17 protein-coding genes are annotated in these 20,657 nt (G+C 67.4%); 6 read left to right on the top strand and 11 right to left on the bottom strand.

Translation table 11 applies throughout. From position 1 onward, the window contains the following. Window positions 1-58: 58 nt before the first annotated feature. Complete coding sequence (locus tag BQ7388_RS03910) at window positions 59-652, bottom strand: manganese efflux pump MntP (RefSeq protein WP_072499828.1); 594 nt, start codon at window positions 650-652, stop codon at window positions 59-61. Window positions 653-801: 149 nt separating this feature from the next. Here BQ7388_RS03910 and BQ7388_RS03905 point away from each other — a divergent pair, with 149 nt between their 5' ends. Next, a complete protein-coding gene (locus BQ7388_RS03905) occupies window positions 802-1,731 on the top strand; it encodes a zinc dependent phospholipase C family protein (protein WP_072499827.1) in 930 nt (309 codons plus the stop codon). Between the two features lie 135 nt (window positions 1,732-1,866). Here the strand turns inward: BQ7388_RS03905 and BQ7388_RS03900 are convergent, their stop codons facing one another. The 7 genes from BQ7388_RS03900 to ligA all read right to left on the bottom strand — a co-directional run bounded on the left by BQ7388_RS03900 (window position 1,867) and on the right by ligA (window position 10,203). Continuing rightward, the gene (locus BQ7388_RS03900) at window positions 1,867-3,270 is read right to left on the bottom strand and encodes a cation:proton antiporter (protein ID WP_159430785.1); all 1,404 of its coding nucleotides are present in this window, start codon (window positions 3,268-3,270) and stop codon (window positions 1,867-1,869) included. A 171-nt stretch (window positions 3,271-3,441) separates the two neighbouring features. Beyond that, the gene (locus BQ7388_RS03895; RefSeq protein WP_159430784.1) at window positions 3,442-5,052 is read right to left on the bottom strand and encodes a carbohydrate-binding domain-containing protein; all 1,611 of its coding nucleotides are present in this window, start codon (window positions 5,050-5,052) and stop codon (window positions 3,442-3,444) included. A gap of 265 nt (window positions 5,053-5,317) precedes the next feature. Further along, window positions 5,318-6,010 (bottom strand): DUF4956 domain-containing protein, encoded by a 693-nt coding sequence (locus BQ7388_RS03890; protein ID WP_062529642.1) that lies wholly within the window; start codon window positions 6,008-6,010, stop codon window positions 5,318-5,320. 15 nt (window positions 6,011-6,025) lie between these two features. Further along, window positions 6,026-6,838 (bottom strand): polyphosphate polymerase domain-containing protein, encoded by an 813-nt coding sequence (locus tag BQ7388_RS03885; protein ID WP_072499824.1) that lies wholly within the window; start codon window positions 6,836-6,838, stop codon window positions 6,026-6,028. Between the two features lie 265 nt (window positions 6,839-7,103). Then, entirely contained in the window at window positions 7,104-7,535 is a 432-nt protein-coding gene (locus tag BQ7388_RS03880) for a type II toxin-antitoxin system VapC family toxin (RefSeq protein ID WP_062529638.1), read from the bottom strand. A 2-nt stretch (window positions 7,536-7,537) separates the two neighbouring features. Next, window positions 7,538-7,777: a hypothetical protein gene (locus BQ7388_RS03875; RefSeq protein WP_009277905.1), complete on the bottom strand. Its 240-nt coding sequence runs from the start codon at window positions 7,775-7,777 to the stop codon at window positions 7,538-7,540. A 161-nt stretch (window positions 7,778-7,938) separates the two neighbouring features. Beyond that, window positions 7,939-10,203 carry an NAD-dependent DNA ligase LigA gene (gene ligA, locus BQ7388_RS03870; RefSeq protein ID WP_407668491.1) on the bottom strand — a complete coding sequence of 755 codons (2,265 nt, stop codon included), beginning with the start codon at window positions 10,201-10,203 and terminating at the stop codon, window positions 7,939-7,941. 222 nt (window positions 10,204-10,425) lie between these two features. Here ligA and BQ7388_RS03865 point away from each other — a divergent pair, with 222 nt between their 5' ends. From BQ7388_RS03865 to BQ7388_RS03845, 5 genes are all read left to right on the top strand, one after another. Continuing rightward, window positions 10,426-11,457 carry a hypothetical protein gene (locus BQ7388_RS03865; RefSeq protein WP_062529631.1) on the top strand — a complete coding sequence of 344 codons (1,032 nt, stop codon included), beginning with the start codon at window positions 10,426-10,428 and terminating at the stop codon, window positions 11,455-11,457. Window positions 11,458-12,032: 575 nt separating this feature from the next. After that, entirely contained in the window at window positions 12,033-12,803 is a 771-nt protein-coding gene (locus BQ7388_RS03860; protein ID WP_062529629.1) for an alpha/beta hydrolase family protein, read from the top strand. Between the two features lie 146 nt (window positions 12,804-12,949). Continuing rightward, window positions 12,950-13,264, top strand: a complete 315-nt coding sequence (locus BQ7388_RS03855) for a PadR family transcriptional regulator (protein WP_009277909.1) — start codon at window positions 12,950-12,952, stop codon at window positions 13,262-13,264. After that, the gene (locus tag BQ7388_RS03850; protein ID WP_072499822.1) at window positions 13,261-14,094 is read left to right on the top strand and encodes a DUF1700 domain-containing protein; all 834 of its coding nucleotides are present in this window, start codon (window positions 13,261-13,263) and stop codon (window positions 14,092-14,094) included. The genes BQ7388_RS03855 and BQ7388_RS03850 overlap by 4 nt, the downstream gene beginning before the upstream one ends. A 305-nt stretch (window positions 14,095-14,399) precedes the next feature. Next, a complete protein-coding gene (locus BQ7388_RS03845) occupies window positions 14,400-15,626 on the top strand; it encodes an MFS transporter (protein ID WP_072499821.1) in 1,227 nt (408 codons plus the stop codon). Between the two features lie 325 nt (window positions 15,627-15,951). On the opposite strand, the gene BQ7388_RS03840 is transcribed toward BQ7388_RS03845, so the two are convergent. The 3 genes from BQ7388_RS03840 to BQ7388_RS03830 form a co-directional block, all read right to left on the bottom strand. Beyond that, the gene (locus BQ7388_RS03840) at window positions 15,952-18,681 is read right to left on the bottom strand and encodes a heavy metal translocating P-type ATPase (protein ID WP_072499820.1); all 2,730 of its coding nucleotides are present in this window, start codon (window positions 18,679-18,681) and stop codon (window positions 15,952-15,954) included. 38 nt (window positions 18,682-18,719) lie between these two features. Continuing rightward, window positions 18,720-19,043 carry a metal-sensing transcriptional repressor gene (locus BQ7388_RS03835; protein ID WP_009277913.1) on the bottom strand — a complete coding sequence of 108 codons (324 nt, stop codon included), beginning with the start codon at window positions 19,041-19,043 and terminating at the stop codon, window positions 18,720-18,722. A 164-nt stretch (window positions 19,044-19,207) separates the two neighbouring features. Continuing rightward, window positions 19,208-20,653 carry a S1C family serine protease gene (locus tag BQ7388_RS03830; RefSeq protein WP_072499819.1) on the bottom strand — a complete coding sequence of 482 codons (1,446 nt, stop codon included), beginning with the start codon at window positions 20,651-20,653 and terminating at the stop codon, window positions 19,208-19,210. Between the last annotated feature and the right edge of the window lie 4 nt (window positions 20,654-20,657).

Genomic DNA, 20,657 nt, shown 5'->3' with positions numbered 1-20,657 from the left:
GACGAACGCGTTCGACGTGCTCGCCCCACCCACCTCGCACGGCGAAGGGGCGCGCCGTCTACCCCAGGAAGGCCCTCAGGCCGATGATGACGAGCACGACGCCGCCCGCCACTTCGGCGCGGTCTCCCAAAAGGCAGCCGAGCCTGCGGCCGATGGCAAGCGCGACCACGCAGCAGGCTGCCGTGGTGAGGCCGATGACGCCCACGGCAAGCGGCAGGTTGACGGCCATGGCCCTGAGCGACACGCCCACGGCGAAGGCGTCGATTGCAGTGGCGACCGCCTGGAAGAGCAGCGTGGCAATGGTCAGGCGAGAGGCGCTCCCGTCCTTCCCCGAGACCACCGCGACCTGGCAGGCCTCGCTGGAGCTTGGGTCCATGAGCGCCGCCGCGCCCTCGCGCACCATGCTGCCCCCGATGACCCCCAGGATGACCAGGGTCACCACTCCGGAGTAGGCCTCGATCAGCTCCGCCGCGAGCTCTCCCAGGTAATAGCCCAAAAGGGGCATGAGCGCCTGAAAGGCACCGAAGAAGAGCGGCATGAGCAGCAGGCGCGAACGGCGCTCGCCGCCGTACACGAAGCTGTTGGATATGGTGACGGCGAAAGCGGCGGCGGAGAGCGCGAGGCCCAGGATGAATATTCCTGCGATGGACACGGCACAACCCCCCAACTGCGCTCGCGATTTTGCACAGAAACGCGATTATACGACTGCCCGGCCCGATGGGACGGACTCGATGCCACGGTCACAAAATGGTCTACCCTGTAGCCCAGTCATCCGCATGGGACGAGGCAAGGAGCAGCACGATGCCGGCACTTATCACGCACCACCTGTTTGGCGAGGAGGCGGCCGCCCTCCTGCCCCAGGGGATTCTGGCAGACGAGCAGGACCTCCTAGCCTTCCTCCTGGGCAACCAGGGTCCCGACCCTCTCTTCGCGCGCTTCTCGACCCTTCCCCGAACGGCTGCCACCTGCCATCGCCTAGGCAGCCTCATGCACGGCCAGAAGGTGCTCGACGCCTTCCTCGCCCTGCGCGACGCCGTGAGCCACCTGCGCGAGGACGACAAGACCTGTGGCCGCGCCTTCGCGCTGGGCATGCTCAGCCACTACGCGCTGGACAGCGGCTCCCATGCCTTCGTGTACGCCCAGCAGGCGACCATCATCGCGGCGGCGGACGGGCTCGAGGACGCACAGAGCGAGGTCCACAGCCTGATCGAGACCGACATCGACAGCTGGCTCCTCTGGGAGCTGCGCCGCCAGACCGTGGTCCAGGCGCCTCCCGCCGACATGCTGGCGCGCACGGAGCGCATCGACCGCGTCGCGGGCGCCCTGCTCTCCCAGCTGGCCTGGCAGGTCTACGGCGTCTCGCTCGACGCGGAGGAGTACGCCGGTTGCACCCACGACTACGAGCTCCTGTACCGCGCCATCGAGCCCGTGGGCTCGCCTCGGGGTCGTGCCCTCATGGCAGTGGAGAGGCTCGTGCGCCCTCACTCCAAGCTGGCGTCCCTCGCCCATCCCGTCTGGGAGGGCGGAGACTGCCCTGCCGCAAACCTGGACCGTCACGAATGGGCGGACCCCTCGACGGGAGAGCGGCGGTTCGAGAGCTTCCCCGACCTCTTCTATGCGGCGTTGGACGCCTGGCCCGACCTGGCGGAGGCCTTCGTCACGCGCGACGTCGAGGCCCTGCGGGAGCTGGCGGGACGCGTCGACTACGACGGCAGGCCCCAGGAGGCCTAGCGGCCTGGGCAGCGCCCGAGCAACCTGACGACCGGCGGCATGCGGCCCGGTCCGGAGCCTGGGGCAAGGAGGCCCGAGCGACGTGGGCCCGCAGCCTGGCTCGGCGGCGCGAGCGCGTGGCGCCGCCCCTCTCCCCTACTCTTGGGGACTCTGGGGACGGTGGCCCTCCGCACGCGAGGCCCTGCCCCTGCCGGCAAGGTAGTCTGCCGAGCTGATCTGCAGGCCGCGACTCCTGCCCAGGCGGCGCTGCTCCCGAAAGACGCGCTGCCGTTCCTGGTAGGCCCTGCTGTGGCCCTCCACGACCTCCCTGAGGCTCCCCTCGCCGTGCGCGACCTCGAGCACCGCCGCCGCGACATCGGCCTCGTCCGCCACTCGGACGAAGGAGGTCAGCACGGGGATGACCAGCACCGTGAGCGCTGCGGCGGTGACCAGCACCGACGCGCTCTGCGACGCCATGACCCCGCCCTCCACCGCGACGGAGGTAACGGCCACCACCAGGGGCAGCGCCATGGTGCAGTAGGCAGCAACAGAGACGAGCTCACGCCAACCCAGGTCGCGGGTCCCGGGGTCCAGGCGCAGAGAGAGCGCCACCATGACCCCGCGCACCAGGACCAGGGCGCCCATGAAGCCGAAGAGCAGCGGCAGGTTCTGGGTCGCGGCCGCGAGGTCGATCCCCGCGCCAGATATGACGAAGAAGGCCGGCTGGAAGAAGCCGTTCGAGATGATGTCGATCTTCTCCTCCATCTGCTCGTTTCCCTCGGGGAAGAGCGCGCGCAGGATGAAGCCGGCTGCAAAGGCGCCGAGCACCGCGTCGAAGTCGAAGTAGGTGGCGGCCAGGAGCAGGAGCACCAGCACGGCGGACACCATGCGCAGGAGCGGCTGGGAGGCATGTCCCACGTCGTTGACCAGGAAGCGCCAGAAGCGCGCGCCGACGTATTTCGCCTTGGCGGAGAGCCCCAGGACCAGGAGGGCGATGAGCCCGAAGACGGCGAAGCTCGCCAGGGTGCGCGTGGTGGAGCGGGACGAGAGCAGGAAGGACATGGCGATGACGGGCAGGAGCTCCCCGAAGGCACCGTGCACGGTGACGATCCTGCCCACGCGGGTCTCCGTGAGACCACGGTCGCGCAGGATGGGGGCGAGGGTTCCGTAGGCGGTGGTGGTCATGGCGATGGCCAGGGCCATCCACGCCGCCGGGTCGGAGAGACCGAGGTTGGCGAAGAGCGGAACCAGGGCGCTGCCCACGGCAAGGGAGGCCACCCACGACGCGGCGGCGACGCGCCCGGAGTGGCCCACCAGCTCTCGGGGGTCAATCTCGTAGCCCGCCTTGAGGAAGAGGAAGCCCAGCCCGAGGTCGCTCACCAGGCTGAGCGCGACGCTCGAGGTGTTGATGACCTTGAGGCCGTGCGCGCCCAGGATGGCTCCTGCAAAGACCAAAAAGACCACCTCGGGCACGGCACGGCCGGGCACGAGGCTGGCGAGGAAGGGCGCGAAGGCACAGACGGCCAGGATGAGCGCCAGGGAGAAGAGTATCGTGTTCATGCGCCACACTATAGCGCCCCCACGTGTGCAGGGCGTGGGGGCGCCGTTCGCTCCAACTCCTATGTCCCGTCCCGCGCAGCCCATCTGCGAACTGCTCAGGATGATCAATTTACCTGGTTATTCTCTCTTTCGCGCGCAAACTGGCCGTAATCTGCGCGGTTAGCGCCCGAGTCACCGGCCATCAGGCGAGAGGAGCCCCGGATCGATCCGCGCGTCGCCCGAAGTCGAGCCGCCTCCGGGGGCGAACCCTGGCTGGCCCGGGCCCGTCTGGCCGCCTCCGCCCTGCGGAGCACCGCCGCCCATGGCGGCGCTCACGTCGCTATAGGTCGTGCCGTCCATGGTCACCTCGGTCGAGCTGCCTCCGATCTCGAGGCTGTAGCTCTTGCCGGACTCCACGCCCGGAGCGCTGGCCAGCACGCAGGCGAAGGACTTGGCAGGCGAGAAGGACGCGAGCGTCTCTCCGCCGGAGTCCTTGAGGGTCACCACATCACCGGCGTCGCCCGAGGCTGCGACCAGCATGCTTCCCTGCGAGGAGGAGGCCGAGAAGCCCTCGGCCATCCCCGCGGAGCCCGCCGCCACGACGATGCCGCCCGATATGGTGGCCGTGGAGCCGTCGCCGTAGTCTATGGCTCCATCGCCGTCGCCGGTGGGGCCGCTCACGTAGGTCTCGCCCCCCGTGATGGTGAGGTCGCCGTTGGAGTCGATGCCGTCGCCCTCGGCGTTCACCACCACCCTTCCGCCACTGATGAGGATGGATGCGCTGGAGTCGGAGCCCATCATGCCACCGCTCGGCGCCGACGGTGCCTGACCGGACTGGGCGGAGTCCGTCACGCTCGTCGAGTCCGTCGCGCTCGTCACGCCCGTAGCGTCCATAGTGCCCGTAGACCCCGTCGGGTCGCCTGCCGCGTTGAGGCCGTCATCGCTCGAGACGACGCTCGTCTCGCCGCCCGTGATGCTGACGCGCGCGCCCTCGACGCCCTCGTAGCTCTGGGTGACGTTGACGCTGCCACCGTTGATGGCGAGGTCGTACTCGGCGTGGAGCCCGTCGTCCTGGGCGGCGACGCTCACGCTGCCCCCATCCACCTGCAGGACCGAGCCCGCGTCGATGCCGTCGCTGCCTGCGGTGATGCCCAGCGAGCCTCCGGCGAGGTAGACGTAGCCCTTCGAGGAGTCCTCGTCGTTCTCGGCATGGATGCCATCCGTGCCTGCCGTGAGGGTCCAGGCGCCGCCGTTGACGCGGACGCTGTCGTTGGCCTGGATGGCATGGCCCGCCGCGCTCACGTCCACGATGCCGTCCACCAGCCGCAGGTCGTCCTTGCAGACGATGCCATGGCCCTGCGAGCTCGAGACGCTCAGGTTGCCATCGCCGTTGATGGTGAGGTCTGACTTCGAGAAGACGGCGCCATCCACGTTGCCATAGTCCGACTCGACGTCCGCACCGCTTGCCGTGAGGGTGTTCTGGCTGCCCTGAGCCAGGGTCAGGAATACCTTGTCGGCCTGCGTCACGACGAGGGCGGCGCTCGAGGAGCTGCCCACGCTCGCACCGTCGAGCACGACCTGCACCTTGTCCTCCTCCCCCGCGCTCACGACTATCCGCCCATCCGACAGGCTGCCGCTGACGACGTATGTGCCGCTCTCGGTGATGGTCACGGTACCGCCGTCCACGCTCGCCCCGTCGCCAGTGACCTTCGACCCCGAGTCGGCGAGCTCGACGCGCGTGGCGCCCGACTCGTCATAGCTGGCATCGAGGTCGCGGTCGGTGAACTGGGAGCTTGCATCCACCAGGCTGATCGCCGTCCCACTCGCAACGGAACTGGTCGATCCGGACTCCGTCGAAGCGCCCGTCGCAGTCGATGACTGCACGGCGCTTGCGGTGCAGCCTGTGAGCGGGGTCGCAGCGAGGGCGAACGCCAAGCCTGCGACGATGACGCCACCACGAAGGCCATGCATACGCCCCTGGGAAGTGGCCGCGACCAATCCGCACCTCTCCCCTTGTCCGAAGTCACCCGTGCGAGCCCCCGTGGGCTCCCCACCTTCGTTGCGTCTCCTACATCTCATTTCCCGCCACCTCCCGATGCGCAAGGGCAACCTCGAGGTTGCCGTTCCGGCAGCGCAGCTCGTCCATGAGGGGCCGCCCCTGCTCCGGTTCGCGCAGACAGACGTCGTAGACGAGCTTGTAGAGGCTGCCCATGTTGGTGGTCTTCACCGAGACGAGCTCATGCTGGCTGGTGTAGCGCTCGAGTAGGTCGTCGAAGGCGTGGGTGTGGTCCAGGTCCTCGGGAATGGTCACGCGCAGGCTGAGGTGATCGTCCTCGGTCCCGTGGCCGAAGTCGACTGCCTGGAGCACGAGGTTGCAGCCGCCTATGGCCACGGTCACGATCGCGGCGAGCGCCAGGTAGCCCATGCCGCAAACCAGGCCCAGGGCCATGGCCAGGAAGATGTAGGCGATGTCGCGAGCCTGGCCGGGGACGCTGCGAAAGCGCACCAGGCTAAAACCTCCGGCAACTGCGACGCCGGTCCCCACGTTGCCGTCGACCATCATGATGACCACGGCGACGATGGCGGGAAGGGTGACCAGGGACATGGCAAGGCTCCGGGTGTGTCGGCCGCGGTAGCCGTAGATGAGGGCGAGGGCGAGCCCCAGCGCCAGGGCCACGAGCATGCAGACGACGAACTCGAAGGCGTCCTGCGCCGTGGTGGCGTTGCTGAGGTTCGTGTCGTTGAAGAGCGTCTCGAACATGGCTGGGTTCCTCCTCTAGCCTCGTTGGATGACGTAGGGCGCTATGCCGCGGCGAAGCTTGGCACGGACCTGCTCGCCGGCACGGGGACCCGACACCAGAGGCAGACCTTCCCTCCCGCCTGTCGACAGGACCTGCTGGCGCAGGGGACGACGGGAGGACTGAAGTCGCCAGGCGGCCCCGTACTTCGAGAAGCTCGCCTTGAAGATCCTCTGGGAGACAAGGAACTCGACCATCCAGAGGGGCAGGGCCCGGCTGCTCTTGAGCTCCATCAGCGTCTCGCCGGGGGAAATGAGCAGCTCGCCGTCGGTGGGGCCCGCCAGGCTCACGTCGTCCCAGCGGCAGCGGATGCCTTGGTCGAGGGTGACGCGGAAGTCATGGTCGCCGCGGGCGAAGAAGGCCTCCCGCTCGTAGGCGAGGTACATCGCCGGACGCAAGCCTTCGTAGACGGACGCCGCCGTGGCGATCTCGCACTCGATTTGCCCCTGGGGTGCCCGCTCGCCGACGAGCGTGGCCTCCGCGGCGGCGAGGGGAAGGGTCGCGCGACGCTTGTACACCACCCCATCGAACTTCTTCTTGAGCTCGAGGAAGACGAGGGAAGACTCGCGCGCGGGCACGTAGCTGCGCAGTCGGAGCTTCTCCTTGTAGAGCGGGTGCTCCTCGGAGCGTCGGGCCAGAAGGTGGGTGGGGGTGTCGTAGTAGACGTTGCGCACGGTGGACGCCCCATGGGCATCAGGCTCCATGTGTGCCGCCAGGAGCTCTTCGAGGAGCCTGCGCTGGTCCTCCCGCAGGCGGTACTTGAGCTCGTTGCGCTTGAAAACGAACTGCATGCTGCCTCCTCTCCTCGCCCAGCTCAGGGTGGCCGTCACGGCGTCTGGAGGCTGGGTTGGAGGCATTATGCGAGTCGAAATCGTAAGCTAGCTTAAAATCCATGGCGGCCCACCAAAGGGCGACCACATTCTTGGTAATCTGAAACTATATTGACAAATTTCTGAAAACCTGAAGACTGACAAGGCGAGAGGGACGGAATCGATGCGGCATGCGACCGCAAGGCGTGCGCCGTCGCCCAGCCCCGACCCTCTCGCCTGGCGCGACCTACGCCTGGGGCGGCACGTCGTCGGGAATCTCGAACTCGTCCCAGCACTCGACCCGCAGTCCGTCCACGCGCTTGAACTCCCTCACGTTCCTCGTCACGAGTGTCGCTCCGTTCGCAAGTGCGGTCGCGGCGATGAGCAGGTCGTTGGGCCCTATGACCATACCTTTGCCCGCGAGGTCCTGTCGAATCCTGCCATAGGTCCAGGCGCAGCGGTCATCGAAGGGCAACACCCGGTAGGGTGCCAGGAGCCTCTCCACCGCAAGCCTTGACTTCGAGGGGTTTCCGGAGCGCTCCGTGCCATACGCGAGCTCCCCCACGACCACCGCAGGAACGCCAAAGGACTTCGGGTCGCTGGAACGGAGCGCCTCAAGGGTGCCCGGAAGCCTTCCGCGCAGAAACTCGACCAGTACGCAGGAATCGATGAGGTACATGGCTAGGCCTCGAACCAGTCGCAGGCCTCGTCGAGGGAGGCATCAAGGGCCTCGTCGTCCTCTGCCGGAAAGTCCGGCAGCGACCCGTAGAGGTCGAAATAGCCCGAGGGCCATCCAGACATGAGCTGACGCTCGCGCAGGATGCCGCCCACGAGCTTGGATATCGAGACGTGCTCGCGCGTTGCTTCGCTGCGAAGCCCCTCAAGAGTCGCGTCGTTCACATAGAGCGAGAGCTGCGCCATCGTTCCACCCCTTCATCCATTCGAAGAATGACAAGTATAGTGTCAAGTATAGAGAATGACCGAGGCGATGGCCCTACTATCACGGCGATTGGGACCACAGGCTTGGTCACCGCCAAACAGAGCAGCAGCCAAGCAGCCCCGACCCTCTCGCCTGGCGCGACCTATGCCTGGGGCGGCTCCCCCGTCGCGAGGATCTGCGCAAGCGCCGCCTCGTCCAGCACGGGCACGCCCAGCTCCTGCGCCTTGGCGAGCTTGGAGCCCGCCGCCTCCCCCGCCACGACGAAGCTCGTCCTCTTCGAGACCGAGCCCGAGACCTTGGCGCCCAGGGCCTTGAGCTGGTCGCCCGCATCAGTGCGCTTGTAGTTCTGCAGCGTGCCCGTGAGCACGAAGGTGAGGCCTGCCAAGGACTGTGTCCGCTCGGGCTCGCGGACCTCCTCCTCGAGCACGACGCCCGCCTCGCGCAGGCGTTCGACCACGGCGACGTTCTCGCGCACGGAGAAGAACTCGCGCACCGACGCCGCGATCTTGGGTCCGATGCCATCCACCTGCGCGATCTCTTCCTCGCTCGCCGACGAGAGGGCGGCCATGCTGCCGAAGCGCTCGGCGAGGAGCACCGCCACGTTGGCCCCCACGTGACGGATTCCCAGCCCGAAGAGCACGCGCGAGAGCCCGCGGCCCTTCGACTCCTCGACCTGCGCCATCACCTTGCCGGCGATGGTCCTCCCCACCAGGATCGGGTCGCCCTCCTCGTGGTCCTTCGCGCTCGTCTCGTAGACGCGGCCGGTGTCGACGCCGGCGAGGAGGTCCTCGCTGAGCGCGTCGTAATAGTCCGCGACGTCCGTGAGCAGGCCCTGCTCGACCATGCGGCCCACGAGCTCGTCGCCCAGGCCGTCGATGTCCATGGCCTTGCGGCTGCCCCAGTGGATGAGGCGCTCGGAGGCCTGGGCCGGACAGTCGATCGAGACACAGCGGAAGGCGACCTCGCCCTCCTCGCGGACCACGGGACTCCCGCAGCTGGGACAGGCCTCGGGCATCTGCCAGAGGGGGCGCGCCTCGTGCCCGGCGGCCAGGTCGCCCTCGGTCACGGGACCCACGACCTCGGGAATCACGTCGCCCGCCTTATGCACCACGATGGTGTCGCCCACGCGCACGTCCTTGCGGCGCACCTCGTCGATGTTGTGCAGGGTCGCACGGGCGATGGTCGAGCCGGCGACCACGACGGGGTCGAACTCGGCGACCGGCGTCAGGACGCCGGTGCGGCCCACCTGGACGCGGATCTCGCGCAGGACGGTGCGCCTCTCCTCCGGGGGAAACTTGAACGCGATGGACCAGCGCGGGGCGCGGGCGGTAAAGCCCAACGCGTCCTGGCCAGCGAAGGAGTCGACCTTCACCACGACGCCGTCGATGTCGTAGTCGAGCTCGTCTCGGTGCGCCAGGGCGTCGGCGCAGAAGTCATGCACCTCTCGGGAGCTGGTGACGAGGGCGGCGCGGTCGTTCACGTGGAAGCCGCAGGCGCGCAGCCAGTCGAGGAAGGCGTGCTGGGTGTCCACGGCCAGCGGGGACTCGTCCGCCACGGCATAGATGAAGGTCTCGAGGTCGCGGTGGGCGGTGATGGCCGCGTTCTTCTGGCGGAGGCTGCCGGCGGCGGCGTTGCGGGGGTTGGCAAAGACCTGCTCGCCGGCGGCGTCGCGCTCTTCGTTGAGGCGCACGAAGCTGTGCTTGGGCATGTAGACCTCGCCGCGCACCTCGATGGAGTGGCCAAAGCCGCCGTCGGCGACGTCGTCGAGGCCTGCGGGCGCCAGGGCACGCGGGATGTCGTCGATGGTGAGGACGTTTGCCGTGACGTCCTCACCCGTGGTCCCGTCCCCACGCGTGGCGGCACGCACCAGCTGGCCGTCGCGGTAGGTCAGCGCCACGCCCAGGCCGTCGATCTTGAGCTCGCAGGTGTAGGCGACGGGAGCGTCGGGCGTGGAGCCCAGGGCCTCGTCGGTGCGGGCAAGCCACTCGTCGAGCTCACCCAGGTCCATGGCATCGTCGATGGAGTACATGCGCTGGGCGTGCTGGACGGGTGCGAACTGCTCGCTCACGTAGCCGCCCACGCGCTGGGTGTAGCTGTCGGGGCGCGCGAGCTCGGGATGGGCAGCCTCGATGGCCTGCAGCTCACGCAGGGCGCGGTCGAAGTCGGCGTCCGACATCTCCGGGTCGTCGAGGGCATAGTACTGATACGCGGCGTGCTTGAGGATGCGGTCGAGCTCTGCGGCGCGGGCGGCTGACGACTGCTGCGCGGCGGGCTGCGATGCGGGGACGCCGACGGGGGTACCGGCCGGGTCGTCCCCGCTCGCNGCCTCTCCCCCCGCCGTCGCGCCGGACGCCCGCGCCTCTCCCCCCGCCGTCGCGCCGACCCCGTTCCCCCTTTCGTTCTCTATGCATTCTCCTGAAATGAATCATGCACCAACTGGGCTTTTGCGATGACGATTTCAGAGAACGGCATAGAGAAGGAGGGGGCCTGTCATGAACTTGCATAGAGAACGTGGCAGCTAAGCGCAAAGCTACCGTTTGCGGAACAACAACCAGACGGGCGGTGTGGACGTCTCCCCACATATGGGAAATCATTCCATTTACCAGTAGTTCCCGTCGAAGGGAGAGGCGTGGAGGGAAGCGTGACGGACGAGCTGAGAGTGGCCCTGGACGACGCCGAGGCACGCGAAAGCTGCCTGGTTCCATCCACCACGGCCGTACGGAATCGTCTCGATCATCTGACCCGACGTGGGGAGCTTGCGCGCGTCCAGAGCTCTGCCTACGCACGTGCGGCACACTGGGATGGGCTCGATGCGGCCAGGCGCGCGATGTGCCGAATTCGGGCGCTCGCGACACTCCATCCCGACTGGGTGTTCTGCGGGGCTTCAGCCGCGCTCGTCCATGGGCTCTCCGTCTCGTACCGCTCCGCCAGTCGCATCGAGGTCGCCACGCGCAAAGAGGCACCATGTCGTTCGACAAGAAACGTCGGAAGGCACGTCATCGGGCGCGACGAGCGCACGGTCGTCGCGGGCGTACGGGTCTCGACCTTGGAGCGGACCGTCTACGACTGTCTGAGGAGACTCGACTTCCGAGGCGGGCTCGCGCTCGCCGACTCCGCACTGAGGGTGACCGGAAAACCACGGGAGTGGCTCACGTCCCTGTTCGCGGCACCTCGCAAGGGAGCTCGCGGCATCAAGCACGCGCGCGTGGTGGCGTCCTATGCCGATGGCCGTGCGGAGAGTGGCGGCGAGTCGATAGCTCGTGGGGCGATGATAGAGCTTGGCTTCATGCTTCCCGAGCTGCAGGTCGAGGTGCCAGACCCGTTGGAGCCCTGGCATGGCTACCGTGTCGACTTCGCTTGGGCGGCGCTTGACGGAGCGACGGTGTTTGGCGAGTTCGACGGGCGAGAGAAGTACCGCAACCCCCGCATGACGCAGGGGAGAGATGCCGTTGACGTCTTTGCCGACGAGCGCCTGCGGGAATCCAGGATCAGCGCGCAGGGTGCGCGCATCCTGCGCTTCTCGTTCGCCGACCTGCTCGATGACCAGCGCTTCTCTCGTCTGCTTGTGGCTTACGGGGTCCCGAGGGTGGGCGAGCCTGGAAGAATCGAGCTTCGCCCCGGCCATCGTGATTGGCAGCCGTCCGACGATGAATCCCGGTAGCGGGGTCCAACAGCGGGGTTCCGGTGGTGAGTTCCGGCGGTGGGTTGGCAGCGGAATCCCCCCCGCATGCGGCGTTCTCAGCGGAATCCCCCCCGCATACGGCGTTCTCTATGCAACTCTCTGAACGACAACACATCGCAACTGGGGTTTTGTAATAGCGATTTCAGAGAAAGGCATAGAGAACGAGAGTTGAGGGCGCACAAGTCAGGAACTTGCATAGAGAACGGAGGGTGAGAGAGGTGGCAGGGTGAGGGCGCGTCGCAGCAGGGTACGGCATCGTAGCGGGGCGCGTCGCCGCGTCGCGGCAGGGTACAGCATCGCAGCAGGGCACGTCACCGCGTCGCAGCAAACCACTGCGCCGCAGCAATACGGGTCACGGCGGAGAGATGCCGGCATCCTCCCTCGCATTACGTCCGTGGGTCGAAGTGCGCGGCAGCCGACCCAACGTCCCCGTCGTCCCCTAGAATCCTCACAATGCGCAACACACCGCGCATGGCATCGCACGCGACCCGCCGCAGGCGCAAGCGCCACGCATGCGCACAACGACGCCATGCGTCACAGGGGATGGAGGCCACATGGGAAGCTACGTCGAGCGCGAATGGTGGGGCCGGCGCGAGGACCGGGACATCTACGGCAAGCTCTTCCTGCCCGAGGGTTTCGACGACGGTCGCCCGCGAGCCACCGCGATCTTCTCCCACGGACTCGCCACGAACCGTGGTGACATGGAGCCCTACGCCCGCACGGCGGCGGAGCGCGGCATGGTCAGCTACGTCTTCGACTTCTGCGGCTCGGGACCCTACAGCCGCTCGAGCGACCAGCCTGGCGGCATGTCGCTCTTCACCGAGCAGCACGACCTCGAGTCCGTTGCATGGGAGCTCTCGCGGGAGCCCTTCGTGGACGAGGACAACGTCTTCCTCATGGGAGCCAGCCTGGGGGCCACCGTCACGCTCATGGCCGCGCGCGCCAACGCCGAGCTCGTGCGCGCCTGCGTGTTGCTCTATCCCGCCTTCAACCTGCACGACTCCGTGCGCGCCGCCTGCCCAAGGCGAGAGGACATCCCCGACGAGTTCCCCATCATGACCACGACGGTGAGCAAGGCGTTCCTGCAGAGCTGCTGGGACTACGACTTCTTCGAGCACATCCCCTCGTTCCCTCGCGACGTGCTCATCTGCCACGGCGACAGCGACCAAGCCGTGCCGCTCTCGTACTCCGAGCGTGCCGCGGCGCTGTTCCCCCACGCCGAGCTGCACGTCGTGCACGGCGGGGGCCACGGCTTCGTGGAGCCGGCCTACAGCGAGGTCGTCAACGTGGCGGCTGACTTCCTGGTGAGTCACATAGCGCACTGACCCGTAGCGTCCCGACGGCGCCGAACCGTCCCGCACGCATCGCACACGTCGCCCTCCCCTCCTGTGGAGTCGGCCTCTTTTCCTCTTTACATCATACTGTGTTTTACATAGTATGATGTAAAACACAGTTAGAGAGAGGAGGGAAGTTGGACTCGCAATTCAAGCGTGGGTTCCTCGATGCGTGCGTTCTTGCCATCCTCGCCGCACAGGACTCCTACGGATACCAGATCGTGAGGGATGCTCCGCCATCGCTGGAGCTTTCGGAGTCGACGCTCTATCCCGTGCTCCGTCGCTTGGAGAAGCAGGGTGCCCTCACGGAGTATCGCAGCGAACATAACGGTCGCCTGCGCAAGTACTACTCCATCACCGAGCAGGGGCGCCTCCAGCTACGGGAATTCGTCGCCGAGCGCGACGCCATCGACCGACTTATGGACTTCATCCAGAAGGGAGCGGAGCAATGAACAAAGGGGCATTCCTCGACGCGCTCGAAGGCGAGCTGACAAAGCGTCGGCTCTCGGCAGACGAGGTCCGTGCGGCAAGGGAGTACTACGCCGACGCCATCGACGAGCGCATGGACGACGGGCTCTCCGAGCAGGAAGCCACCGCGTGCATGGGGTTGCCCGTCACCTGTGCCCAGGCGGCAGCCAGCGAGACGGCTCCCGTCCCCCACCTCGTCCGTCGCTTTGCCACGCGCTTCGCGTTGGTCAACCTCGTGCTGGCAATCCTGACGCTCCCCGTCTGGGGGATGTTCGTCATCGCGTTCCTGATGATAGTCGCGTCGGCATACGTCACGCTCTTCTCCCTCCTGCTCTGCGCGTGGCTCTTCTTTGGCTGCGGGATCTTTCTGGGGGTCGCGAGCGTCGTGACGTTCTTCTCGTCCCTCCACGCGGGCGTGCCCTTCTCCGGGCTCTTCGTCCTTGGCGTGGGGATGCTCTCCACGGGCACGGCGCTGCTCCTGCTTCCCCTGGTCGCCTGGGCGACGCAAGCCCTCGTGGAGACCATCCGTCTGCTTGGCCTTCGGATCGTCGGCCTCTTCAGGCGAGGCGGGCAGGGTGATGCGGCGGCATCGCGACCCCGCACGAGGCTCCACGCCCCTCGATGGCCCAAGGAGTTGCTCTCTTCCGGCCTGGGCTTCGTGGGACTTGGGGCCCTCTCTACTCTCACAGCGCTCGTGAGCTGCGGATTTGATATCAGCGCGCTGCCTGGCGTCCCCGTTCAGCAGCTGGGACGGCTGACGGTGAACCTCAATGGGCTCCTGCACCTTGGTGACACGATACTCATAAATCTCTAACAGGATGCGATAAGCGCGCAGAGCATGCCCCGCCCCGCCCAAGTAGTGGAGCCGGGCGGGGCTGTGCTATAGTTGCCCGCGTGTTGTTGCACGAGCAAGGGGCCGTCGTCGACTCTTGATGGCCCACTCCGTCTGGGAGAATGTCGTATGTCTGCTGGGATCAAGGAGCGCCTCGCCCATTAGGGCGTGCCGTGGCAGCCAGCCTGTCCACTCTTGTCCGCATCCCTCATATGCATCGCCACCGCACGCGAGGCCCATGGGCCAGCGGCGATGGGCATTTGCAGACGTCACCCAGGAGACCACCCATGCATCTCGTCAAGTCGCTCAGGGCGTGCAGCCCATCCGAGCGCGCCCTCGTGCTCGCATCCTTCTTTCTCGTGACCGCCTTCCAGTCATCCTATTTCATAGGCATCATCGGCTATGCGACCTATGCGCTTGGCGCGGGGCCCGACCTGGTCTCCCTTCTCACCCTTGCGTACAACGCGGCGACGTTCCTCGGCAGCATCGCCGCTGGCATACTGATCGACCGCAGAGGGCCGCGGCAGGTCCTGCTGGCCTCGCTCGCCGGCGGGATCTGCCTGGCGTTGTTTGCGTGGGCCGTTCCCCTCTCTCCCCTCATGCTCATGACGTCCTCCTGCCTCTTTAGCCTCGCGTGGAGCGTCTCGAGTGGGACGCTGTCGAGCTTCGCCCCCTACCTCACGCAGGAGGGCGAGCGCCTCAAGCAGTTGAACGGGCTCATTGACACCGCGACGAGCGTCTCCGTCGTGGTGGGGCCCGCCATCGGAGGGACCATCTCTGCCGCGTCGTCGACCAGCGGCGTCTTCGCGTTCATGGCGGCATCACTCGGGGCTGCGCTGGCCTGCGCCGTCGCATGCAAGGAGCTGCCCGGAGCACGGCAGGCAGGCGAGAGGGACGATGGCCCGCTGCCGAAGGCCACCCTGCGCGAATTCGGAGAGGGGCTTCGCGTGACGCTCTCCTCCCGCGACCTTCGCCTCATCCTTGCGATGTGCTTCTTTGGCTTCTTTGCCTTTGGGGCCTTCGATGCTCTCGAGTCCGTCTACTACCGTGACGTGTTAAGACTCGACGCGTCCTGGATGGGCTGGCTCTCCATGGTGGCTGGCGTGGGCTGCACGCTGGGGTCGCTCGCGCTGCTGCGCATCCCACGCCGCCAGGTGAGCCTCAGGCTCCTGGCCACCACCCTCCTCGTCGAGGGCCTGGGTGCCATGCTCTATGTCGGAACCAGGAAGCCATGGTGCGCCGTGCTGGGACAGCTTGTCCTGGGCGTGGGCAACGGCCTTTCCGTTCCCGTCGAGCACACGCTCGTCCAGGAACGCTGCGAGATCGGGCAGTTGGGGCGGGTGAGCAGCGTCATTCGAATGGGCATCATGAGCTCGGGCATCGTGCCGCTGCTCCTCGCGCCGCTGCTCGCGGACAGGCTTGGGGCCCAGTCGGTGCTGTTTGCCGCCTCGACGACCGTGGCAATCGTCGCCCTTGCCTTCTTGCTGCGGCTGAGGGTGCACAGGGCGGAATAGCGGCCGTGGGGACGGGGGCCCGCCTCTTCATCGACAGCGCCCCTCGCCCGCGGCACAAGCTGCCCCCGGTCGCCAGCACGCCCCCAACCACGAGTGCGCCGTAGCCCCCCAGCCTCGCTTCTCTATGCAACTCTCTGAACTGCCGTACCTCTCAACTGGGGTTTTGTGCTGGTGATTTCAGAGAAAGGCATAGAGAACGAGAGGTGACGCCGCACAACCGCAAGTCCACGCCCGCAAGGCAGAAAGTACGGGGGTCCACCAGAGCGAGCCCCCGCACCATGTGCGCCAGGCGCCTCAGCCCAGGCGCCATCCTCGGCGGTGCCTCCTACGCGATGGAGGTCACCTTGTAGCCGGCATCCACCACAGCTTGCTCGAGCGCCTCGTCCTTGACGAGCAGCCCGGCGTCCACCTTGGCCGTGCCGTCCTCCAGCGAGACGCGGACGTTCTTGACGCCCTTGACGCCCTCCAGGGCCTCGGTCACATGGGCCACGCAGTGCTGGCACATCATCCCCTCGACGTTCAAGGTCTTCTCGGTCATGTCTTCTCTCCCTTCGTCGGCTCCCTCGGGAGCCTTCCCGCTTGCATCGACTTGCTTGGTTCCGCCGCGCATCTCGGCTCGACGCGGCTCGACGTCATTCGCCACGGCGCCACCCACTCCGGCGTCACGCACGCCCGCGCCACCACCCCGCGCCGCCCGGCTGGGTCTCCAGCCGAAGAGCCTGAGCGCGTTGCTCACCACGAACACGGACGAGAAGCCCATGGCGGCCGCCCCGATCATGGGATTGAGCGTGACGCCCCACGGGGCCAGCACGCCCATGGCCACCGGAATACAGATGGCGTTGTAGAACAGGGCCCAGAACAGGTTCTGGCGGATGTTGCGCATCGTGGCGCGCGAGAGCTCGATCGCCGTGGCGACGTCTGCCGGGTCGGAGCGCATCAGCACGATGTCCGCCGAGCTTATGGCCACGTCGGTCCCGGCACCGATGGCGATCCCGACGTCCGCCCGGGCCAGGGCCGGCGCGTCGTTGATGCCGTCTCCCACCATGGCCACCCTGGCGCCTGCCTCCTGGAGCTCGCGGACCTTCTCCTCCTTCTGGTCGGGAAGGACCCCCGCCACCACCTCGTCCACGCCCACCTGGTCGGCGACCACCTGCGCCGTCGCGGCCTGGTCGCCGGTGAGCATGATGGTGCGCACGCCCATCTGGCGCAGGCGGGCTACGGCCTCGGCGGAGCTGGGCTTGACCACGTCGGCCACGCCCATGAGGCCCAGAGCGCTCCCGTCGGCGGCAAAGAAGAGCGGCGTGCGCCCCCGTGCCGCCATGTCGTCCGCCGCACGCGTGAGCCCAGAGACATCCACGCCGCGCTGCGCCATGAGGCGCGCGTTGCCGGCCAGCACGGCATAGCCTGCCACCGTGCCCGCAAGGCCACCACCCGCGACCTGCTCGAAGCCCTCGACCTCGGCCTCGCTGGCCACGTCACGCCCGTCGGCATAGGCGCAGACGGCCTCGGCCAGGGGGTGCTCGCTCTTGCGCTCGAGCGCGGCGGCGAGCCCCACGAGCTCGTCCTCCTCGACGCCCTCGGCCATCACCACGTCGGTCACGCGGGGCGCGCCCTCGGTGACGGTGCCGGTCTTGTCCAGCACCACGGTGTCCAACCTGCAGGCGCCCTCGAGGGCCTCGGCACTCTTTATCATGATGCCGTTGGCCGCCCCGCGCTCGGTACCCACCATGATGGCCGTCGGCGTGGCCAGCCCCAGCGCGCAGGGGCAGCTGATCACCAGGACCGAGACGGCGTGCGTGAAGGCGCCGGCAAAGTCGCCAGGCGAGAGGAACGCGAGCCAGGCCACCAGCGTGGCCAGCGCGATGGCGATGACGACGGGCACGAAGACGCCGGCGATGCGGTCCGCCTGCCTCTCGATGGGAGCCTTGGTGCTGGTCGCCTCGTCCACGAGGCGGATGATCCGCGCGAGGGCCGTGTCCTCGCCCACGGCGGTCACGTCCATGGCCAGCCAGCCCCGCCTGGACACGGTGGCGCCCGTCAGCCGGTCGCCCACGCCCTTCTCGACGGGAAGGGGCTCGCCCGTGATGGCAGACTCGTCCACGGAGGCGGCACCCTCCGCGACCACGCCGTCCACCGGCACGGACTCTCCGGCCCTCACCACGACGCGGTCTCCCACGCGCAGCTCGGAGGTAGCCACCTCCCGCTCGACGCTGTCACGCACGACGGTCGCGGTCTTGGGAGCGAGGTTCATGAGCGCGCTGATGGCGCTGGTGGTGCGGCCCTTCGCGCGGGCCTCAAAGAACTTTCCCAAGGTGATGAGGGTCAAGATCATGCCCGCCGAGTCGAAGTACAGCCCATGGAAGGCAGCGTGCGCGAGTCCTGCGTCGCCCACCCCCAGGGCGAGCGCCATGCGGTACAGGCCCACCAGGCTGTAGGCGAAGGACGACGCCGAGCCGATGGCGATGAGCGAGTCCATGTTGGGCGAGAGGTGCGCGAGCGTCCTGAAGCCCATGACGAAGTAGTGACGGTTGGCGAACAGGATGGGGATGCAGAGCAACAGTTGCGTGAGCGCGGAGGCCATCATGCCCTGCATGCCCGCAAGCGCGGGCGGTTCGGGCCAGCCGAACATGGGACCCATGGCCAGGTAGAAGAGGGGCACGGAGAAGGCGAGCGAGACGACGAGCTGGCCTCGCTTCTCGTCTATGGCGCGCTGTGCCGCCCTCTGCGGGTCCACGAGTCCCGCCGCCTCGGGCGAGAGGGGCGTCCCGTCCGAGTCCGTGCCCTCCGCATGGGTTCGGCGCGGCGTGGCACCGTAGCCCGCCTTCCTGATGGCGGCCTGCACCGCGCTCACGGTGGCAGCCGACCCGTCATATTCGAGCTCCATCGAGTTCTTGAGCAGGTTGACGTTGGCTGCGGCGACGCCGGAAACGCCCGACGCAGCCCTTTGGACCCTGGCCGAACAGGCAGCGCAGGTCATGCCCGTGACATCGAAGGTCTCGCGCACGGCACCGCTCTGCGCCGTGCCATCCTTGGCATATGTAGCGGTCTCTGCCATCGGCAGGGCCTCCCCTCTTCCCGCGTCCGCAGGAGCGATCACATGAACTTCTTGAAGAGCCGCATGACCTCGTCGGTCACCTCGGTGTCCCCCGCCTGGATGCGTTCGACCACGCAGGTCTGAAGATGGTCGCGCATGACCTCGCGCGAGATCGCCTTGACGGCGGACTCGACGGCAGCGAGCTGGGTGAGGACGTCGCCGCAGTAGCGGTCCTCCTCCACCATGCTCTTGATGCCACCCAACTGGCCGATCGCCCGGTTGATCCGACATTCGAGGTCGCGCTTGAGCCTCTCGTCGCGAGGCGTCGCCTTCATGCTGACGTCGCAGGCATGCTGCGAGTCCACGTCCCTCTCCTCTGGCATCGCTTCCTCCTCAATACCCCTTGAGGGTATGTTCCATCGACGTCACTATACCCCCTGAGGGCATATGTAATGATGGGGTGGCGGACTCGACCATAGGACGGCCACAGAAGGAAGGGGCCCGGCGTCGCCGCCGAGCCCCCCGAGAACGTGCGTCACGAGCGTGGCTACGACTGGCTGCCGTCCTGTTGGGTCTGGCTGTAGCCGCCGCCACGGTTGCCGAACGGGTCATTCTGCTGGTTGCGCTGGTTGTACAGCTCCTCCAGGTACCGGTACAGGTCGTTGGTCGAGATGCCGTTTCCGGAGTCGGACCCGGAGTTGCCCTGGTCGCTGCCGCTGCCCTTCTGCTGCTCCTGCAGGGCCTCGTCGGAGCCCAGGGTCACGTTGACCGTCTGCTCGCTGGTGCCGCGCATGAAGGTGACGGCAACCGTCTCGCCGATCTCGTGCGAGCGGATGTTGAGAATCATGCCGTCGGCAGAGATGATGGACTCGCCGTTGACGGCGGTGATGATGTCGCCCTTCTGGATGCCGGCCGTGTCGGCGGGGCTGCCGCTCGTGACCTCGCTCACGTAGGCACCTTGGTTGACCGCCAGGTTGTTCATGGTGGCGTTCTGGGAGTTCACGGTCTGCATCGAGAGCCCGATGTAGGCGTGCGTCACGGTCTGGCCCGCGATGATCTTGTTGGCGACGGCAACCGCGTAGTTGGACGGGATGGCGAAGCCCACGCTCGCGGACGACTCGGTGCTCGAGGAATAGAGCGTGCAGATGCCCACCAGCTTGCCCTGGGAGTCGACGAGGGCGCCACCGGAGTTGCCGGGGTTGATGGCCGCGTCAGTCTGGATCAGGTTGGTGTAGAGGGTGTTGCCCGAGGACGACTGCATGAGCTGGTTGCGCGAGAGCGAGCTCACGATGCCGGCCGAGACGGACTGGTCGAGGCCGAAGGGGCTGCCGATGGACATGACCCAGTCGCCCACTACGAGCTTGCTGGAGTCGTCCACCTCGACGGGGGTCACCTCGGTGCCCGCCCAGTCGACCTTGATCACGGCGAGGTCGCTGGAGGAGTCGCTGCCCACCACGCTGGCGTCATAGCTCTTCCCGCCGTAGCTGACCGAGATCGCGGTGGCGCCATCAATGACGTGGTAGTTGGTGATGATGTTGCCGTCGGCGTCCAGGATGACGCCGGAGCCGATGCCGGAGCCCTCGGAGGTCGTGACGTTGACCGAGACGACGGAGGGGAGCGCCTTGGCGGCGACCGCCTGGGCGACGCTCACGTCCTGGTCGCTCGCGGTGATGTTGACGGTCTGCCCGGCGGAGCTGTCGGTGGTCTTGATTATCTGCGTGCCGCCGATGACGCCTCCTGCCTTGAGCGCGAAGACCAGGGCTGCAGCGCCCAGCACGCCGCCGACGGCGCCGAAGACGGCTCCCTTTGCGACCCCTCCCCTGCGGGGTCCCTTCGCCGGCGCCTGGCCGACCCCGGACGGCGGAACGCTGCCGAAGGGCTCCTGCGCGTGCGCCGCCTGCGCGTGCACCTGGGTCGCAGCGACCTGGGTCTGGTCGTCGGGCTGCGCGGGAGCGCCGGGCACGGGAGGGCGGTTCTCGTCAAACGTGGCCATGTCT

The organism is Olsenella phocaeensis (assembly GCF_900120385.1).
Taxonomy (GTDB): Bacteria; Actinomycetota; Coriobacteriia; order Coriobacteriales; family Atopobiaceae; genus Olsenella_I; species Olsenella_I phocaeensis.
Note: the sequence above shows the minus strand (reverse complement) of the source record. Positions and strands in the feature narration are given on the sequence as shown.